This window comes from Bradyrhizobium sp. GW821-FHT12B03, assembly GCF_058807535.1.
In genome coordinates this window covers 193,577-212,777 of the sequence record NZ_JBXAQU010000003.1, presented here as the reverse complement: position 1 = coordinate 212,777, position 19,201 = coordinate 193,577, and the positions used below count along the sequence as shown (strand labels likewise).

The 19,201-nt window shown below is 60.4% G+C and carries 15 protein-coding genes; 3 read left to right on the top strand and 12 right to left on the bottom strand.

What is annotated here, in order from left to right; genetic code table 11:
• Positions 1 to 59 precede the first annotated feature (59 nt).
• A complete protein-coding gene (locus AC1RUR_RS08050; RefSeq protein WP_492842569.1) occupies positions 60 to 1,094 on the top strand; it encodes an aldo/keto reductase in 1,035 nt (344 codons plus the stop codon).
• A 437-nt stretch (positions 1,095 to 1,531) separates the two neighbouring features.
• Here AC1RUR_RS08050 and AC1RUR_RS08045 read toward each other — a convergent pair whose 3' ends face one another.
• Together AC1RUR_RS08045 and AC1RUR_RS08040 are read right to left on the bottom strand one after the other, a co-directional pair.
• Positions 1,532 to 3,223 carry a tetratricopeptide repeat protein gene (locus AC1RUR_RS08045; protein ID WP_492842568.1) on the bottom strand — a complete coding sequence of 564 codons (1,692 nt, stop codon included), beginning with the start codon at positions 3,221 to 3,223 and terminating at the stop codon, positions 1,532 to 1,534.
• A gap of 20 nt (positions 3,224 to 3,243) precedes the next feature.
• Positions 3,244 to 3,813, bottom strand: a complete 570-nt coding sequence (locus AC1RUR_RS08040) for a UbiX family flavin prenyltransferase (RefSeq protein WP_492842567.1) — start codon at positions 3,811 to 3,813, stop codon at positions 3,244 to 3,246.
• 146 nt (positions 3,814 to 3,959) lie between these two features.
• Between AC1RUR_RS08040 and ertE the strand changes: the two genes are divergently transcribed.
• Positions 3,960 to 5,228: an N-carbamyl-l-glutamate amidohydrolase ErtE gene (ertE, locus tag AC1RUR_RS08035; protein ID WP_492842566.1), complete on the top strand. Its 1,269-nt coding sequence runs from the start codon at positions 3,960 to 3,962 to the stop codon at positions 5,226 to 5,228.
• Positions 5,229 to 5,250: 22 nt separating this feature from the next.
• Entirely contained in the window at positions 5,251 to 6,606 is a 1,356-nt protein-coding gene (locus tag AC1RUR_RS08030) for a UbiD family decarboxylase (RefSeq protein ID WP_492842565.1), read from the top strand.
• Between the two features lie 43 nt (positions 6,607 to 6,649).
• Here AC1RUR_RS08030 and ertD read toward each other — a convergent pair whose 3' ends face one another.
• The 10 genes from ertD to AC1RUR_RS07980 form a co-directional block, all read right to left on the bottom strand.
• Positions 6,650 to 8,044 carry a hydantoin-5-propionate amidohydrolase gene (gene ertD, locus AC1RUR_RS08025; protein ID WP_492842564.1) on the bottom strand — a complete coding sequence of 465 codons (1,395 nt, stop codon included), beginning with the start codon at positions 8,042 to 8,044 and terminating at the stop codon, positions 6,650 to 6,652.
• 49 nt (positions 8,045 to 8,093) lie between these two features.
• A complete protein-coding gene (locus AC1RUR_RS08020) occupies positions 8,094 to 9,644 on the bottom strand; it encodes an ABC transporter substrate-binding protein (protein WP_492842563.1) in 1,551 nt (516 codons plus the stop codon).
• 64 nt (positions 9,645 to 9,708) lie between these two features.
• On the bottom strand, positions 9,709 to 10,554 hold the full coding sequence (locus AC1RUR_RS08015) for an aldo/keto reductase (protein WP_492842562.1): 846 nt from the start codon (positions 10,552 to 10,554) through the stop codon (positions 9,709 to 9,711).
• Complete coding sequence (locus tag AC1RUR_RS08010; RefSeq protein ID WP_492842561.1) at positions 10,551 to 11,618, bottom strand: flavin reductase; 1,068 nt, start codon at positions 11,616 to 11,618, stop codon at positions 10,551 to 10,553. The genes AC1RUR_RS08015 and AC1RUR_RS08010 overlap by 4 nt, the downstream gene beginning before the upstream one ends.
• A 28-nt stretch (positions 11,619 to 11,646) precedes the next feature.
• The gene (locus tag AC1RUR_RS08005) at positions 11,647 to 12,840 is read right to left on the bottom strand and encodes an MFS transporter (protein ID WP_492842560.1); all 1,194 of its coding nucleotides are present in this window, start codon (positions 12,838 to 12,840) and stop codon (positions 11,647 to 11,649) included.
• 29 nt (positions 12,841 to 12,869) lie between these two features.
• Complete coding sequence (locus AC1RUR_RS08000) at positions 12,870 to 14,162, bottom strand: NtaA/DmoA family FMN-dependent monooxygenase (RefSeq protein ID WP_492842559.1); 1,293 nt, start codon at positions 14,160 to 14,162, stop codon at positions 12,870 to 12,872.
• A gap of 202 nt (positions 14,163 to 14,364) precedes the next feature.
• Positions 14,365 to 16,281 carry a LysR substrate-binding domain-containing protein gene (locus AC1RUR_RS07995; RefSeq protein ID WP_492842558.1) on the bottom strand — a complete coding sequence of 639 codons (1,917 nt, stop codon included), beginning with the start codon at positions 16,279 to 16,281 and terminating at the stop codon, positions 14,365 to 14,367.
• Positions 16,282 to 16,346: 65 nt separating this feature from the next.
• Complete coding sequence (locus AC1RUR_RS07990; protein WP_492842557.1) at positions 16,347 to 17,336, bottom strand: ABC transporter ATP-binding protein; 990 nt, start codon at positions 17,334 to 17,336, stop codon at positions 16,347 to 16,349.
• Positions 17,333 to 18,316: an ABC transporter ATP-binding protein gene (locus AC1RUR_RS07985; protein WP_492842556.1), complete on the bottom strand. Its 984-nt coding sequence runs from the start codon at positions 18,314 to 18,316 to the stop codon at positions 17,333 to 17,335. Before AC1RUR_RS07985 ends, AC1RUR_RS07990 begins: the two co-directional genes overlap by 4 nt.
• Positions 18,313 to 19,185, bottom strand: a complete 873-nt coding sequence (locus tag AC1RUR_RS07980; protein WP_492843140.1) for an ABC transporter permease — start codon at positions 19,183 to 19,185, stop codon at positions 18,313 to 18,315. The genes AC1RUR_RS07985 and AC1RUR_RS07980 overlap by 4 nt, the downstream gene beginning before the upstream one ends.
• Between the last annotated feature and the right edge of the window lie 16 nt (positions 19,186 to 19,201).

Genomic DNA, 19,201 nt, shown 5'->3' with positions numbered 1-19,201 from the left:
TCGACGACAAACGAAAATCCATAGCCGCGCCAAGCGGCAATAATCCCAGGGAGTGAACGATGAAGCATCGTCCGTTTGGTCGCACCGGCCTCTATGTCTCTGAACTCTGCCTGGGAACGGCGACCTTCGGTGGCCAAGGTTGGTGGAAGGTCTGGGGCGAAGTCGATCAGCAAAGCGCAAACGTGCTGGTCGAGCGCGCGCTGACTGCCGGCGTCAACTTCATCGACACGGCAGATGTCTATGCGGAAGGACACTCGGAGCGCATTCTCGGCCAGGCCCTGCGTGACCTGAAGGTCAATCGGGACGACGTGATCATCGCCACCAAGGTGCGTGGCCGGACCGGCTCCGGACCCAACCATGTTGGACTCACGCGCGGCCATATCATGCAGGGGGTCGAAGCCAGCCTGAAGCGCCTTGGCCTTGACTATATCGATCTCTATCAGGTGCACGGCGCAGACCTCGTGACGCCGCTCGAGGAAACCATGCGCGCGCTGGACAATCTCGTCTCGCGCGGACTGGTTCGATACATCGGCGCCTCGAACATGTCGGCCTGGCAGATCATGAAGGCGATTGGGATCTGCAATCAGCACAATTACGCGCGGTTCGAATCGACGCAGAGCTACTACACGATCGCGGGCCGCGATCTCGAACGCGAGATCATTCCGATGGTCAGTGACCAGCAATTGGGCCTTATGATCTGGTCTCCCCTCGCAGGCGGCTTCCTATCAGGCAAATTTACCCGCGAAGGTGCTGCCGCCTCGAACAATGCCAGGCGCCTGTCGTTCGACTTCCCGCCCGTCGACAAGGAACATGCTTACGACGTGATCGACGCTATCAAGCCGATCGCCGCGACCCATGGCGTCTCGGTCGCACGCATTGCTCTGGCGTGGCTCCTGCATCAAAAGGCCGTATCAAGCGTGATCATCGGCGCCAAGTCCGTTGAACAACTCGATGACAATCTCGCCGCGACGGAGATTCAACTCTCGACCGAAGAGCTCGCGATCCTGGATAAAGCGAGCGCCTATAGAGCTGAGTACCCGCAATGGATGCTCGCGAGGCAGCACGGAGATCGACTGCCGGCCACACTACGCTGACGGGGTCTGATCAATGTCGCCCGCCATAAGCGTTGCGGGCTGCAGCCCAGATCCATCAGCACCTGTCGATCAGAGTTCAAAAAGCAGCAACTCCAAGCGCTCCGCGACAGCTGCTTCCGCCACATCGTGCACAGGGGTAACTTAGGCGCCTGCTGGGACTACATGATCCACTTTCTCGATACGCGGCGCACGATCATCGTCCTGTCGATTGATCCGGACCCACCACCTCCCGTGAGGCGCCCGTGCCCGGTTCAGAACGCCTGATCACACCAGCTATCATGAGATCTTTCTTGAACTTCCGGTGCACACGTCGTGCATACGGCGCCATCTAACCGATTGAAAAACTTGAACTCTCGCTCCAATCCATCATAAGCCAATTTGAGCTAACACTCGCCAAATAAAGCGAACTTCGTCAAGAATTGACGCGGCAGCGCGCCTCAACTGCAACACCCTGAACCTGCATTTGGGGCACGACCAACCCGGCACATACAAGCCGCCTCGATGGTTGTGTCGGACAACACTTTTGCCGCGGACAATCTGAACTCGATATCTTTTATTTCGCCTACGACGCCACGAACCTGCAGGCATTCTGCGAGCCCTTGAAGCGCCCAAATGTTGTTAGGATGTTGCGCGCACCTCTGAATACCTGGAGCCAGACCGAGATCGGCACGGTAACATCTTTCCGCCTCCGAAAAGTGTCCTTGCTCGGCGAGCAACGCTCCTAGTGCATGTCGGGGAGGATGCATCCAAGCCCACGGTTCGACATACTCCAAGCTATCATCCCTCAGGACTGCCTCCCGCAAATGGGCAAATGCAGCCTCGTACTCACCTTTGTGGTAGGCCAGCTCACCCTCCAACATACTCTCCGCCACCGAAAGGATGCTCTTCGCGGTGTTGTTGAAGACCTTCCGGTCCACCGGAATGCGCGACACGCACTCCAGAAAGAGCGTTCGTTCCCTTTCTGCCGCAATAAAGTCTCGAAGAGTGGCATGAGCGACGCCCTTGGCATAGTGAAGCATCGCAGTCGTGACTGGATACATCGCCGGCGTCGCGGGCATAGGCTCGTTGACGATATCCCTCCATTTTCCAAATCGCACCAGCACGTGAACTCGCATGGAGTTATAACCCTCGAGGCTTGTCACGAATTTGGGGCGATCCCGGACAGAGAGAAGGTCCTCGGTCACAAGGCCGCCGAGCTTGTCGGCCGCTCCAATCGCACCGCCATATGCTCCCAGAAACATACAGGCATGCATCATCAAGAGGAGATCATGAGCACATGCGGTCGTGTAGGGCGACATTGTGCCCGCGTAAGCGAGAAATCGATCGTTGGCCGCAATCGCCAATTCGCTGGCCTGCCTGGCACTCTGGTAGTCCCCGACGAGCATGTGAACATGTGCCGGCATATGGTTCAGATGACCGCCGTCCGGGCATAGAGGAGCAAGCTCTACCGCCGACGTCAACGCTCTCTCGGGTTCGTTCGACATCTCCAGGATATGGATGTGCAGATGCAGGAGTGCCGGATGCGGCTGGCCACTCGTCGACCTCACGCCGTCGATGCCGCGTTCGCAAACGGAAAGTGCTTCGAGCACGTCGGAGTTCTTCGCGGGCCTGCCCGTCCTGACATCCCACAACCGCCGCGGCGTCCTGCTTATGAGCGCTTCGGCAAAGAGCGCCGCGACATCGACGTCATCAGGATATTCGGAGTAGACCCTGCGCATCTCTGCCGCGTAGTCGTCGTCCCAATGATCGAACTCTTCAGGCGCAACCGCATGCGGCTTCTGGACACGGCGGGCCTGAGCTTCGATCAGCCTGGTCTCGACGTCGCTCGCCTTGTGCGTCAACGCTCGCGCCATCGCGATGTGCCTGAATGCAGTGGCCGCGGCAGCGTTTGCCTCGCGCTCACCGTGATCGCGCCATGTCAGGTTATAGAACGGACCGCTCCCGTAGGCCACGCCCCAATGGGCCATGATGCATTCAGGATCGTGCTCCAGCGCCTTCCTGAAACAATTCACCCCTTCGGCCCTATTGAAGGCGTAGCACCAATTCAGGCCTGCATCGAACCAACGCTGCACTTCGGCCGAATTGGTCGAGATCCGTCGTGTGTAAGCACCGAGATCGAAGCGCTGCATCGTGCCACCTCCCGGCAATGCTATGGATCCTTCCAGCGGGATACCACGCCAAGATCGATATCGTAGAGATCCAACACGCGGCCAACTGTCTGATCGATCATCTCGTCGATATCCGCTGGATTGGTATAAAACGCCGGTACGGGCGGATAGATGATTGCACCCAGCTCGGACAGCGTCGTCATCGTTCTCAGATGCCCGGTGTGAAGCGGTGCTTCGCGAACCAGCAACGTCAGTCGACGGCGCTCCTTGAGGACGACGTCTGCCGCGCGCGACAGAAGCGAAGATGTTACCCCGGTTGCAATCTCGGACATTGTTCTGACCGAACATGGCGCAATGATCATGCCCTGCGTCCGAAACGATCCGGACGAGATGGGCGCCGCCACGTCGTCAAACTTGTACCATCGGTCCGCCAAATCTCGGACATCCGATACCTTGAAAGGACCCTCATGCGCCATGGCGATCTCGGCCGCCCGCGACACCACGAGGTGAGTTTCAATCGGCGTCTGCCGCAGCAATTTCAAGAGGCGAACACCGTAGGCGATGCCCGACGCCCCGGTTATTCCAACGATCAATCGCACTTCGCCAGACATTGAAACTCCCTCTCTCTTGCAAATGCTCTGGCTGCAATACCCTGTCAACGGCTTCGACGCGCAAGACCGCTCGGGACGACTTTTCTGATAGCTGTTTCCGGAAAGGATTATTGGCGCAAGGGCTCGGCGGCCTATTGAGGTAGGGAATGCCGTTCGATCCAAGCACGTCGAGCATTGACGCCGACCGCCTCTGGGGCGACCTCATGGCGCTCGCCGCGATTACGGAGCCGGATCGTCCCTGGACCCGCCGGTCGTTTACACCTCGGTTTGCCGAGGGGCGGACCTGGCTCAGCGACCTCTTTATTCAAGCGGGCTTGACGGTCAGGACGGACGCCGGCGGCAATCTGATCGGCCGGCTGGAAGGGCGTCGTACGCTCCCCCCCATCGTACTCGGATCGCATTCGGACACGGTTCCCTCGGGTGGTCGATTTGACGGAGCAGCCGGCCTCCTCGCGGCCCTAGAGGTTGCGCGAGCTGTGATCCGATCCGGGCAACGCCTCGATCACCCGCTCGAAATCGTGGACTTCCTCGCCGAGGAGCCCAGCGACTACGGCATCTCCTGCATCGGCAGCCGGGCAATGGTCGGGGCCCTGAGCCCCGATATGCTGTCACGGACAGATGCCGGCGGGGAGTGCCTCGCAGACGCCATTGCCCGGGTCGGAGGCACTCCCTCCGCTTTGGGGAAGATCGCACCGCCAAAGATCGAGGCCTATCTCGAGCTCCACATCGAACAAGGACGCGTCCTTGAGAGTGGTCGCATCGAGCTCGGAATTGTCAGCGGCATCGTTGGGATCGCACGGGTTGAGCTGATGTTTCTCGGCTCCGCCGATCACGCCGGTGGCACCCCGATGAGATTGAGACGTGATGCGGCCGTCGCAGCCGCCGAGATCGTTTCATGGATCGCCAAGCAGGGCGCGCTGAAGGCGATTGGCGACAAGGGCCACTTCGTGGCGACCACGGGAATCATCGAGATCTCGCCGAACGCTGCGAACGTCGTGCCGGGACGGGCAAGGCTGGTTCTGGACATCCGTGCGGAGGACGCGGGAGAGATCGACGACTTCATCAAGCTGCTCGATCGGCACAGTCTCGAAGCGACCGAGAAATCCGGCGTCGAGCGCGAGCGCTTCGCGATCATCTCAAGGACGGATCCAACCAAATGCGATCCGCACCTTCGAAGCGTCCTGGCTCGCAGTGCCTCGAAGCTCGGTTACAGTACGACCGAACTGGCGTCAGGGGCCGGCCACGACGCCGCCTTCGTTGCGCGGATCGGCCGCTCGGCCATGCTGTTCATCCCCTGCCTGGAGGGCAAGAGCCACAGCCCCGAGGAGTGGGCGGATCCGGACGCGTTGGCGATGGGGACCGCCACGCTCTATGATGCGGTTCGATCGCTCGATAATGCAGATAATGCCAACTGAACGACCATGAGAGCCTGAGCCTATGACTGATCAAAGCATGCGTGGATTCCTGTCGCTGCTGGATACGTCGGGAGCGCTTCATCGCGTGAAGCGGCGAACCGACCCGAAGTTCGAAATCGGTGCCGTGCTGGCGCTGAAGGATCGCGGTCCCGCAATCCTCTTCGAGCAAACCGGCTCGCTGCAGGTCGTCGGAAACCTCCTGGTCTCGCGCGAGAGGTTCGCGCTTGGGCTCAATGTCGAACCCGACAAGCTCGACGATCTCTGCATGCGTGCGCTCGCCGAGCCCATCAAGCCTGTGATGGTGGAGTCAGGTCCCGTGCAGGACATCGTCCAGTCCGGCGATATCGACCTCCGGGCTGCCCTGCCCGTTCCTACCTGGTTCGAGCGCGAGACAGCGCCATACGTCACCGCCGGCGTGATCATCGCAAAAGATCCCGAGACCGGGCGCCGCAACGTCTCGATTGCGCGGCTTCGGCTCGAGGGTGGAGGCAGGGTCATGGCCGGTATTGCGAAAAACCATCATCTCAACCTCCTGGCAGAGAAGGCCAAGGCGCTCGGTCAGCGCCTCCCCATCGCGGTTGCTATCGGAAATCATCCGGCCGTGCTGTTGGGTTCGCAGCTTTATCTTGGTCTCGGCGACGACGAATTCGACAACATCGGCGGCATGCTTGGCGAGCCGCTCAAACTGGTCAAATGCAAGACGGTTGATCTGGAGGTGCCGGCAGAGGCGGAGATTGTTCTGGAGGGCGAACTCTACCCGGAAGAGCAGATCGAGGAAGGCCCCGTATCCGAATTCCACGGGTTCTACGTCAGCTACGGCGCCGGAATGGGCGGCCGAATAAATTGCGTGACCCGGCGCAAGGACGCCATCTATCAGGCGATCTTGCCTGGATATGCCAGCGAGCATTGTCTGCTCGGTGGCATTGCGATCGGTGCCACGCTGCGCCAAGCCTTGCAGCGCATGATCCCGGCCGTGCGGCGCGTGCTCATCACCGAGGGTGGCATGGGTCGCCTGCATGCGATCATTTCCATGCACAAGCCGAGGCTGGGTGAAGGCAAACGGGCAGCCATGCTCGCAATGGGACAGGTCAACCTGCTGAAGCTCATCACTGTCGTCGACGATGATATCGACATTGAAAATCCGCGCGAGGTGGAGTGGGCCTTGGCTGCGCGCTTCCGCGGTCACGAGGACCTGATGGTTGTCGAGGGCGTCAAGGCCGATCGCTGCGATCCCATCCACGAGGATCTGACCGTAACCAAGATCGCGATGATCGCGACGACGCGCCCGGGCGACGGCGAGCCGCTGAGCCGGTCAGAATTCGTCAGCGCGCCGAAGGACGTTATGGCTCGCATCGCTGCGGAACTAGACCAATATTGAGCCTCCGCACGATCTAACGTACGGAGGTTCGCTGTCATCGCGCTCAGGCGGCGACAGATTCGTTCTTGGCGAGCGCAGGCCGGAGCGTCGGAGGCCGGACGAAGGCACCCGTGCCGGGTTCGGCCAACACACTCTTGCCGTCGAACACCAACTCGCCGCGCAGATAGGTCGCCACAGGGCGATAGGGCAACTCAATCCCCGCATATGGACTCCAGGTTACAAAATTGTGTCCCGACTCGTCCGGGTTGTAGCGATGGGGTGCGTGGGCCATGACCACGACGTCCGCGTCGCGGCCGCGCTCCAATGCTCCCTTGCGGTGCCCGAACCTGAACAGCCGGGCAGGATTGGCCGCAAGCAGCCTTGCGGCAAGGGTAATATCGAGACGACGCTCGACTAGCCCCTTCACAAGCAGCGGATAAAGAACCTCCAATCCAGGCACGCCGGAGGAATTCTTCAGCATGACCGGGTCTGCCTTGCGGTTCTCCGACCAGCTGACGTGATCTGTGGACACGACCGTGACATGACCTGCCGCGAGGTGCCGCCACAGCGCCTCGACCTCGGCACGCGGCCTGACGGGCGGGTTGATCTTGGCCTTTCCGCCAAGGCGTGCGACGTCGTTCTCTTCGTCCAGGGTCAGATAATGAATGCACGCTTCGACGGTCGTGTCGAAGCCCTGTTGGCGGTAGGCTTCACACAGGTCGTAGCCCCGTCCGACTGAACAATGGACGACATGGGTTGAACATCCCGACTGGGCGCCGAGTTCATACACTTCCGCCATGGCAAGCGTTTCCGTGACCGGCGGTCGAGACAGCGCGTGGGCGCGATAATCCGTAATTCCGCTGGCTTCGACGCTGGCCACCGCGGCCCGCACCATCTCATCGTTTTCGTTGTGCACACCGGCGGCCAGGCCGAACCGGCCGATCTCGGTGAAGCAGGCGTAAAGATCCTGTGGCGGTATGCGGGGAAAGCGCTTTGAATCCGTGTTGAAAGTCGAGAATTTGAACGCAGACACTCCGGCCTCGACCATTCCCGCGATGTGCGTCGGCCCGTCACCGGGATCGATCGTACCGTAGAGCGCATAATCCACACGGGCCTGCTCGCCTGCTTCCTTGATTTTTTGCCGAACCCGGTCGCCCGTACAAACCAGAAAGCCGGCATCGTAGGGCATATCGACGACAGTCGTGACACCGCCTGCCGCCGCCGCGCGCGTCGACCAGATGAAATCCTCCTGGCCGAGCTGCGACTTGGAATGGACCTGGGCGTCGATCGCGCCCGGAAGCACGTAAGAAGCCCCAAAGTCCTGGCGCTCGCGGGCCGCGGGAGGTTCACCGCTTCCCACCAGTTCGACGGTCCCTCCCCGGATTGCCACGTAGCCATTCTCTATCACCCGGTCGGTTCTCACCACCTGCCCGGTCAGGACGAGATCGAAGTCGCTCATGAACACACCTTTTGCAGCTTGTCGGTTCTTGCGCCATGGGCGCTTGTCTTCAGGATTGCTTGCCGATTCCCCAGAACGAATTGATCGGCTGGCGCGTGACGCCAGTCAGCTTCTTGCTGTAGGCAATCGGTGGGTATGAGTAACAAATCGGAATATAGGGAAGCGTCTTGAAGGCCTCGACCTGGATCTCGTGAGCAACCTTGACCCTTTCGTCCGCATTGGTCAGGAGGAACCACTGGTTGCGCAGCTCCTCTAATCGCGGATTGGTCGGCCAGCCGAACCAGGATTGCTCTCCCGCGCCGCGCAGCAGCGAATTGACTGAGGGATTGCGAAGATCGACCGCGCCATAGGTGCTGTTGAAAGCGCTCCATCCACCCTTGTCGACCGGGCCTTTGTTGACGCGGCGCTGGATCATTCCGGCGAAGTCGGTGGTCACGAACTCGACGTTGAAACCCATGCGCCTGAGAAGATCGTCCGAGACCTGCGCGATTGCCGCTAGCGCAGGCGGCTCGGTTGCTCCGATGAATACGACCTTCTCGCCGGCATAGCCGGCCGCCTTCAGAGCCGCCTTCGCCTTCTCGATATTTTTTTCTTTCAGCACAGTGGCGCCGACTTCGCTCGCGTAGGGTGAGTCGCACGTATAGAAACTCGGACAGGCCCCGCCATTTTCAGGAAGACCGGCGGTTGCGGCCAGCAGATAGTCCTTCTGATCTATCGCCATGGCAACAGCCTGTCGGATCGCCGGATTGTTGAACGGCGGCTGAAGATGATTCATGACGAACGTGTAGTTCGTGGCGCTCAGACTTCTCGGCCCCACGATGAGGTTCTTGTTCTCCTTGAGGAGAGGCACGAGATCGACCGGCAGACCATCCCAATAGTCGTGCTCGCCCGCTTGCATGGCGGCCGCCGCCGTTGCCGCGTCACTGATGAACGACCATTCGGCACGGTCGACCATGGCGGCGTGATTTCCGGCGAGACCACTAAAGGGCTCGGCGCGCGGGATGTAATCGGCGAATTTGACGAAGGACGCCTTCTGTCCGGGCACCCATTCACTCGTCAGGAACTTGAACGGACCGCTGCCGATCGCCTCGGGTATCTGCTTGAATGGATCCGTCTTGGCGATCCGCTCAGGCATGATGATGCAGCTCGCGGGACTGAGCTTGCCGAGAGCATCGAGCAGCAGCGGAAACGGTGACTTCAGGCGCATCCTGAAGGTGCGATCGTCGATGACATCGACGGAATCCGTCACGCCTGCCACCATCTGCCCGGCAACGTCACGCGCCCACCAGCGCTTCATCGACGCGATGCAGTCGACCGACCGGACCGGTTCGCCGTCGTGGAATTTGAGACCCTCACGAAGTTTGAACGTATATGTCCGGTCGTTGTCTTCGATCGTCCATCCCTCGGCCATCTGTGGTTTCGGCACGAAATCGGCGTCCGCGCCAACGATCGTGTCGAAGACCATGAAGCCGAAGTCCTGCGTCGCGGCCGCGGTCGTCCAGATCGGATCGACGCTGCCAAGATTCTGGCTCTTGATAATCTTTAACGTCGTGGTCTTGCCCTGCGCGAAAGCGGGCAAAGGTAACGCGCTTGCGGCCACGCCCTTCAGGAAATCTCGTCTACGCATGTTTCGCCCTCTCTGATCACCCTATCGATCAATCGGTTCAATCCTGCGGATCCCAGACCGGAGCCCAGGCAGGTGAGAAGTACCGCTTTTCCGGGCCGACGCCGCCGAGCACCGCCATGTCGTCCGGGGAGAGCTCGAAGTCAGAGAGCTCGAATTGCGCTGCGATCTGTGCCGGCTCCCCCGTGTCTGGAATAGGCACGGGAAAGACACCGCTTTGAATGTGCCAACGGAGCACGATTTGGGCCGGGCTTCGCCCTCTGCGTTCAGCAAGACCCAACACCGAGGCGTGATTGAGATCTTCGCGTCCCATCGGCGAATAGGCGATCGGACGCACACCGCGCGCGGCGCACGCCGCGACAAGCCGCCGCTGTGGAAGCGATGGATGAACCTCGATTTGGTTGGCGAACAGCTCTGTTCCAGCTCGACCAGCCGCCGCGATCGCCTCGTCGAGCATCGCGATCGGGAAGTTAGCGACCCCGATATGGGCAATGACACCAGACAGTTGGAGTTCACTCATCGCCGAAAGTGTTTCCGCAATCGGAACGTCGGCGTTCGGCCAGTGAATGAGCAGAAGATCGATTCGATCGAGACCGAGCGTATCGAGGCTCCGCCGCGCCGACGCCAACAGGCGTTCGGGGCGAAGGTCCTCGCGCTCCACCTTGGTGGTGACGAACATCTCGCTGCGGTTGATCCCGGAGAGGCTGATGGCCCGGCCGGCAGCGTCCTCATTGCCATAGCTTGGAGATGTATCGATGTACCGGTATCCGATGTCGATGGCCTTCAGAACGACCTCGGTGCATTTGTCACCGAGAAGCAGTCTCGTGCCGAGCCCGACCGGTGGCGGCGCTGCGCTTGGCTGCGTGGTCGTCAGCCTGACGGTCATGCCGCACCGAAGGTACCGTTGAACACGAGCGCCGAGAGGGCCTTCCGCTCGCTCGGAATTTCCCGCACCTTGAGATGATCGGGTAATGACGAGCTATCGCCCAGCCTGCCGATCGCCACGACTGCGTTGATGGCGAAATCGTCGGGGACTTCCAGCTCGATCGCGAGCTTCTCCGCATTGAAGCCCGCCATGCCATGCGTGTACCAGTCCGAAAGGTTTGCCTGGAGCGCGAAACTCATCCATGCGGCGCCCGTGTCGAAGCTGTGTGTCGGCGATGGGAATTCCTTGCCGTCGAATTGCAGGGTCTTCTTCGACACAAACGCAATCAGCGCGGCGGCATGCACCGACCAGGACCGGTTTGTGTTCGAAAGCGTGTCCAGAAATGGTTGCCACTTCGGTTGCCCGCGCCTGACATAGACAAATCGCCATGGTTGCGCATTCATGGACGATGGCGCCCACCTCGCTGCCTCGAACAACGACATCAGGGTTTCGTCATCAATCTCACTTGTCGAGAATGCCCTGGGCGACCAGCGATCGATGAACATCGGCGCGACCTCACGTTCGGGCTTGCGAGGTGAGAGCAACTTGTACTGTCCTTCGTGATAGACGAGCGGCGGGACCGTTGAGACATCCCCGCTCGTCACATGCCCAACGAAAATCGTGTGAGTTTCAACGTCGAGTTCATAATAGGTCGAGCATTCGAGATGCGCCGCGGCGCCGACAATGATGGGATTGCCATTCAGCCCGATCCGATGTTCCACGGCAGAAAACGGGTTGTCCTGCTTTGAGGCAAAAAGCCCACTGATGTCCTGCTGATCTTCGGCGAGGATGTTGACTGTAAACTGCTTGGTCGAGGATATGATCGGGTGACTGCGCGTCGATCGGTTGACGACGATCAGGATCGTCGCAGGGTCGGCGCTGACACTGCAGACCGCCGTGGCGGTCATTCCATGAAGCCGGCCCTCGTTGCTCGTCGAAATAACCGCCACGCTCGAGGCAATGTTGCGCATCAATGCCTTGAAAATTTCGCCATTCATGAGCGCCGGGTTCTCGTATCCGTTCACGTCTCACTCCTCATCGAACGTAGCGGCGTCATGCTTCCACCGCCCCGGCAAACCTACCGCGATAGATCGCAAGCGATAGAACGGTGCCCATGACCAAGGCGAGAGCGATCGCAGTCCAGGCAACGGCCGTCCAACCTAATTCCGTTCTCATGAGACCACCTGCCAGGAGCGATCCAGACGCCGTGGTGCCGAAGACGAGGAAGTCGTTAAGTCCCTGAACACGCGGGCGCTCGATCGGATCACAGCAGTCCGCGACCATGCTGGTTGCCCCGACGAAGCCCAGGTTCCAGCCTACGCCGACCAGGATGAGGCAGGCCCAGAATCCCCAAAGACCGGTATGGAAGAGCGCAGCAATCCCGCTCAGAACAATCAACGATAGACCGGTCAAGGTAACGGGCGCCTCTCCGAACCGGGCGATCAGGACGCCCGTGACGAGGCTCGGCGCGAACATCGATAGCACGTGCCATTGAATGCCGAGCGCAGCTTCGCCGATGGTATGGCCGCAACCAGTCATCGCGATGGGAGCCGCGGTCATCAGAAAGCCCATCGTCCCGTAGGACACCATGCCTGTGACTGCAGCGAGGAGAAACTTCGGGGTTCGCGCGATCTCGATGAGCGGCCGTCCTCCAGACCCGAATTTGGCCGCCGGCGGAACTTGCAAGGGCAACAGCACGATGAAGGACAACAAGGCGAACAGTGCCTGCGTGAGAAAGCTGCCCGCGAATGCGAAGCCCGGCAGAGAGTCCCTGGTCCAAATCACAGCCTGCGGCCCAATGACCGCCGCAACGAACCCGCCCATCATGACGAGGGAGATCGCATTCGCGCGCCGAGCCGCCGGAACGGAATCGACCGCCGCAAAGCGGTAGGTTTGCACGCAAGCCCCGTTCAGTCCAGCCAAGACGGTCCCGATGCAAAAGACGACGAAGGACGCCGTAATAATGCCGTAGGCCGCGGTCAGGCCGGCAAGGATCGCCAGCACAGCTCCCGCAAGATAGACGGATCTACGCCCGAACAATCCAATTCCGCGAGATACCGGGATCGTGGCGAGCGCGAGACCAACGGTGTAGAGGCTGACCGGGAGCGTCGTGAGCGCCTTGTAGGGTGCCAGCATCTGGCCGACCAGACCACCCAGGGAAATCACGATGGGCGGCCCAGCGGCTCCGAACGCTTGAGCACTGGTCAACGCGAGCACGTTGCGCTGGAAGATAAGGGATCTTGTCACGGAATGCCTCCAGACCGCATTGGTTCGGCCTAGAACGCCATCACATTGTCCCTCAGATGCTCATGGCTGTACTCTGATCGCGTCAGGCCGCGCTTTTGCAAGACGGGAACGAGCTCGTCGGTGACGCTGTTGATGTATCGCGGCGTGACAGGCCCGGTGACGAGGAAGCCGTCTCCGCCAATCTCCTCCATCGCCTCCTTCATCATCGAGGCGATCTCGTCCGGCGTTCCGATCAGCTCCCAGCCGGGAGGGCGCATTCCGATATCGCGCAGTGTCGCCTTGGGTCCGGCATCCTTGAACATGCGCAGCATGGTCTGCATGCCGTTGGTCTTGATCTCAGGAAGCGGGGTGTCGAGCTCGAACTTGGAGAAGTCGATACCGGAAAGGAACGACAGCGAAGCCAGATGCGCCTCGAACCGCCGCTGCCGCACCTTCGGCAGATTTTCCTTGATCTCCTCGACGCCCCTCTTGTCGCGCGCGACGAAGACACCGGCGATGAACATCGTCTTGATCTTGTCGGGATCGCGACCATAGGCCTTCGCGTGGGCGCGGACTTCCGCGCGATACTCCTTCATCTCCGCGATGGAATCGCCGCCGGCGAGCACGACCTCAGCATTACGACCGCTGAATTTGCGCCCGCGCGGAGAGCCGCCGGGGGCGACGTACAAGGGCTTGGTCTGCGGCGAACGCGGTACGTTAAGAGGTCCGCGCGACTTATAATACTTCCCCTGGAAATCGATCGCCTTCACCTTGGATGGATCGACGAAGGTCTGGCTCTCGAGGTCCATGCGAACGGCATCGGGTTCCCAAGCCTCCCAGAGCTGCGCGGCGAGGTCGATATATTCATCGGCCATGTCATAGCGCTGATCGTGCTCGAACTGCTTGTCGTATCCAAAGTTCTGCGCGGCAGCATCACTGGTTGCCGTCACGATGTTCCACCCGATGCGACCCTTCGAATAGTGATCGAGCGTTGCCATCTGTCGCGCCAGGATCCACGGCGGATAGAATGTCGTCGTCAAGGTCAGCGCTACGCCCAAGCGCTTGGTGGCAGCGAGAATGTAAGGAGTCAGGACCGCCGGATCGAGCTTCGGCGTCATCGTTGCGTTCTTCAGGTAAAAATCCATCGAGCCCTTGTAGGCATAAGGGACCGCGCTCGTATCCTCCAGGATCAAGAAGTCGAAGCAGGCTCGCTCGAGCGCCTTTGCCGCATCCTGGTAGATGTCTGGCTGCGTCCAGTCGTAGCTTGGAGCATAGTTCGGCGTATTCCAGCCCTGGACCGTGATGCCGGGACCGAGAAACCAGCCCAGATGAAACATGCTCATGACGACTCCTGCGTTCCGATTCCTGCGGAATAATCTCTCGAAAGCAGGGAACCACGACCGTCGGACCGCCGATAATTCAATCTTCCGAAACCGCCGATAACAATTGCCGTTGCGATTTCAGCCGCCCGACAACGCGCAAGCGCTCTGTCGCACAACGATCGATCCACTCGACGTCGCGTTCCAGGCGCATCCTTGGCAGTGTTCATGCAGTGAGTTTAGACGCGGCCAGCACATCCTCTTCTTCGGCGGAGATGCGCTCTCCCGCGGAGGAAAACGCACTCCGCAACTCTTCGATGAACTCCTGGGCAGCCGGATCTGGTATCTCGCTTCGCATTCTGACCAGGCAAATGCTGCGCAGAATTCGTGGCGCACGGATCGTATGAATCGAAAGACGGCGTCGATCGGTGCTCTTGTGGATCGCTCCGGTCGGCAGGATCGTCGCGTATCGTCCGATCTTCACCAGACTGATCGCCGCGGCCATAGAATCGACCTCGATCCTCGGATTGAGGCTGAACCCTGCTTTTTGCAGCGGCTGCGCGATGATTGAACGCAGACCATGTCGGCTGGACGGAAGCACCAGCGGCAATTTTGAAGCGGTCTCCAGCGTGACAGGCCCCGGCGGCAAGAGTTGCGTGGACCGCTCGACGACGACCGCCATTTCGTCCTCTGCAATCAGATCGAATGACATGTCCGGGCTCTCGACCACGCGATCAGTCAGAGCGAAGTCGATCCGTCCAGACGAAAGCCATTGGAGCAGCTTGGCCGAGTAGGCCTCAAGAACCTGGACGATCGTTTCGGGATAGCGCACCGACCAGCGATTGAGCGCGTTCGCAAAGTATTCGGCAGTCTCGCTCTCGGCATCGAGAGCGGGAATGAGACCGAGACGGAGGCGCCGCAAACGCCCGCCGATTGCACCCGCTCGGAGCGTCTGAACCGCATCCTCGAATTCCGACATGAGCGGCGCAAGGAGGCCGTACAGAAAATCGGCGCGAGAAGTTGGCTCAAGGCCACGATGAGAGCGCTCGAAGAGCTGCGTGTCCAGCAGTTCCTCGAGGCCGTGCAGTTGGACCGTGAGTGCCGGTTGCACAATGCACAGACGCTGCGAAGCGCGCCGCATATTCCGTTCGTCGTACAGCGCCAGGAACGACCGGCACAGCTTCAGGGAAATTCGCTCCGGCTCGGTATCGCTTCCCGAGGCCGCCGGCTCGGACGCGATCGCCGCAGCGAGGGACTTTCTGTATTGCTCGCATATGTCCGGGCCGAACGTCGAACTGTGTTCGCCGGAGATAGCGATCGTCGGATCGAAGTCGCTCCTTTCAAGCAGAGCGCATTCGAAATGCTCAGCCACCAGGCTCGGGTTCAGTTGTGCGGCCGGAATCAGGAAGTTGAAACTCCTGCTTGTACTAACATCGGCCAGACTCTTTTGCGGATCCTGGCTAAGACAGTTGATCCGCGCCTGCGTCTTGTCGGCCACGGCAAGCAGCAATGCGAGCTGGTTCTCAGGCAGCTCAGGCACGGCGAAAGTGTTGTTGACCAATTCGGACAGCGGCACGTCTTGAGGTAACCAACCCTTATTTGGTCCCGAGCGGACGAGAACCCATCGATCCGCGATCATGTGAACGTCAGCCGTTCCGGCCCGCTTGTCCCCGAAACTGACGACCAGGCCGTTCGTTTCGGCTTGCTCGGATCTACCGTATGCAGGCGATATCCAGTGCGAACTCACGCGCGTCATCGCAGATCTTGCGACCTGAACAAGCGCTTGATCAAACATCGCTCCCGCATAGCCCTGCGGCAGAACAACCTCGATGCGTGCGGGAGCGGCTTCCTGGCCACTGTGAAAGAAGGCCAGACAATGGGCCGCGTGTTCCATGAACGGGCGGAGCAGTCTGTAGGCCTCGCGTCCGGCCGGAGTAACGGCCAAACCACCCTGGAGGCGCGTAACCAAGCGCTGAGCAAGTTCATCGCTGAGCGACTTCACGTGCGCACTGAGCGAAGAACGGCCCAAGCCGAGGCGCTTCAACGCCGGCGCAACGCTTCCCTCTTCAACCAAGGCCAGGAAAGTCTCGATCTGGCTTAAATTGATGCCGGAGGTGCGGTCGCGAAGTTCTGCAACAGGCATACAGGGGCTCTCACCGGGGCTTGAGGCTGATCCAGCAAGATGCGTGCCAGCTCGGAACAAGAGCCCTAGGACATACCCTGCTCCGAAATATCCAGATGGCAGGCCACCATCCGGCGCTCGCTGCCAACCGAGCGCAATTTGGGTTCCTCTATCTTGCAGCGGTCGAAGGCCTTCGGGCACCTGGTATGAAAGCGGCAGCCCGACGGCGGATTGACCGGGCTGGGAACGTCTCCAGCAAGGACGATACGCTGGGAGGCTTCTCCTTTTGCCTTTGGCACCGCTGAGATCAGCGCCCGCGTATACGGGTGGAGTGGACGATCAAGGATGAGATCCCGGTCGCCAATCTCGACCATGACTCCCAAATACATCACCGCAATGCGATGCGTGAGATGTCCGACAATGGCGAGGTCGTGGCTGATGAAGAGCAATGACAAACCGAGCCTGTCCTGAAGGCTCACCAGCAGGTTGACGATCTGCGCCTTGACCGACACATCGAGCGCCGACACCGCCTCGTCACACACAATGAGGCTCGGTTCCGGCGCCAGCGCCCGCGCAATACAGATTCGCTGACGCTGGCCGCCGGAGAACTCATGAGCAAAGCGGACCGCTGCATCGCGCGGGAGGCCCACCATGTCGAGGAGTTCGCCAACCCGTTCGTCGACGGCCTTGCGGCCCCTGACAAGACCGAAATTGACGAGCGGCTCGGCGAGAATGTCGCGGACACGCATCCGCGGACTAAGGCTCGCCATCGGATCCTGGAATATCACCTGAAAGTGGCGCCTGATCTTTCGCAGTTGCGGTTTCGCCAGACCATCAACGCGCCAGCCATCGAACCATACGGCGCCCTCGCTCGGCGGGGTCAGGCCGAGGACCGTTCTGCCCAATGTAGACTTGCCGCAACCGCTCTCACCCACGATGGACAATGTTTCGCCGCGCGCGACCGTGAACGAGACGTCGTCGACAGCCCTAACGACCTCGCGGGGCCCAAACCCGACACGCGGTCGCGGGAAATGCTTCCTGAGCGAAATGACTTCGAGAAGCGCAGGTTGGCTCATGAGAGCGGCGCCCCAATCTTGTGATGGCATGCGACGGCATGGCGGGGAGAGACATCCTCCAGCGCAGGCTCGCTTTCGAAGCAGATCGACGACGAGAGAGTGCATCTGGCGGCGAAAGCGCACCCAATCCTGGCTTGACTGGCTGATGGCACCTGCCCCGGAATTTCCGTGAGCGGCCCCTCATTCCGATTGCGATTAAGGCTCGGGATGGCTCCCAACAGTCCCACGGTATAGGGATGCGCAGGCTGCGAAAAAATCTCCGCTGTCGTCCCCTCCTCCACCTTGACCCCGGCGTACATGATCACGACGCGGTCGGCCAGTTCGGCAACGACACCCAAATCGTGCGTAATGATGACGATCGAAGCTCCCGTCCGCGCCTTGAGCTCTCGCATGAGATCGAGAATCTGCGCCTGCACCGTCACATCGAGCGCCGTCGTCGGTTCATCCGCGATTAGGATTTCGGGATCGCAAGCAAGCGCCATTGCGATCATCACACGCTGACGCATCCCACCGGACAATTGATGCGGGTACTCCCGCATCCGGCGTTCGGGATCGGCGATGCCAACCTGGATGAGGAGCCGCAAAGCGCGTTGCCTGGCCTCACCGCGAGGCACGTCCTGATGCAGCAGAATTGCTTCGGCGATCTGACTTCCGATCTGCATGAGCGGGTTCAGGGAGCTCATCGGCTCCTGGAAGATCATGCCCATCTCGTTGCCTCTGACCGCTCGCATTTCGGCCTCGGACATCTGAAGAAGTTCGGCGCCCTTGAATTTCACACTCCCCGAGATCTCGGTACTTTCCGCGTCATGCAACCGCATCAATGACAGGGCGGTGACGCTCTTGCCCGATCCGGATTCACCGACGATAGCTAACGTTTCCGATCGCGCGACCGAAAATGAAACCCCGCGAACGGCCCGAACGCTTCCCGAAGCCCCCGCGAACGAAACATTCAGGCTTTGAACATCCAAAACGTTTGTCACGACCGCTCTGCCAGTCTCGGATCGAGCGCGTCCCTCAGCCCGTCACCCAGCAGATTCACGCCAAGGATCGTCACGCCGAGAAATACGGCCGGGATGAATACCAAATGCGGCTTGACCTGCCAGAGCGCCTTGCCATCAGCCATGATGTTCCCCCAGGAGGGAATGGTCGGCGGCGTACCCGCGCCGATGAACGACAGACTTGCCTCGATGATGATCGCGGCCGAGCCGACGAACGTTGCCTGCACCGTCAACGGCGACACGACAGCCGGAAGCAGATGTCGAATAAGGATTTTCGGCGTCGTCGAGCCGGCCGCAATCGCCGCCTCTACGAAGGGCATCTCCCGAAGCGCCAGCATGACGCCGCGTATCACGCGCGCAACACGAGGAATTTCGACCACCGTGATCGCGGCGATCACAGTTCCGACGGACCCCCGCGTGGCGGCCATCAAGGCGATGGCCAGCAACATGGACGGGATCGACATGAATCCGTCCATGATCCGCATCACGAAGGAATCCGCCCATCGCCCAGAAGCAGATACCATCCCGACGATGGTGCCACCGACGCAGGACAGAAATGCGCACGATACGCTCACCCCTACGGAGATTCGTGCGCCATAAATCACACGCGAGTAGAGATCGCGTCCCAAAGCGTCGGTGCCGAACCAGAATTCCGCCGACGGCGGCCGCAATCTCTTGGTCACCGAGATGGCCCGCGGGTCGACAGTCCCGAGCATCGGCGCAAATATCGCGATAAGCGTAACCGCAAATAATATCAGAGCGCCGGCGCAAATTTGCGGATGGCGCGTCAGGAAACGAAGCGCGCGCCACTCCGAGTTCGCTCGGCGAGCCGGAAACGCGGCGGCCTGCAACGGACCGGCAATGCTC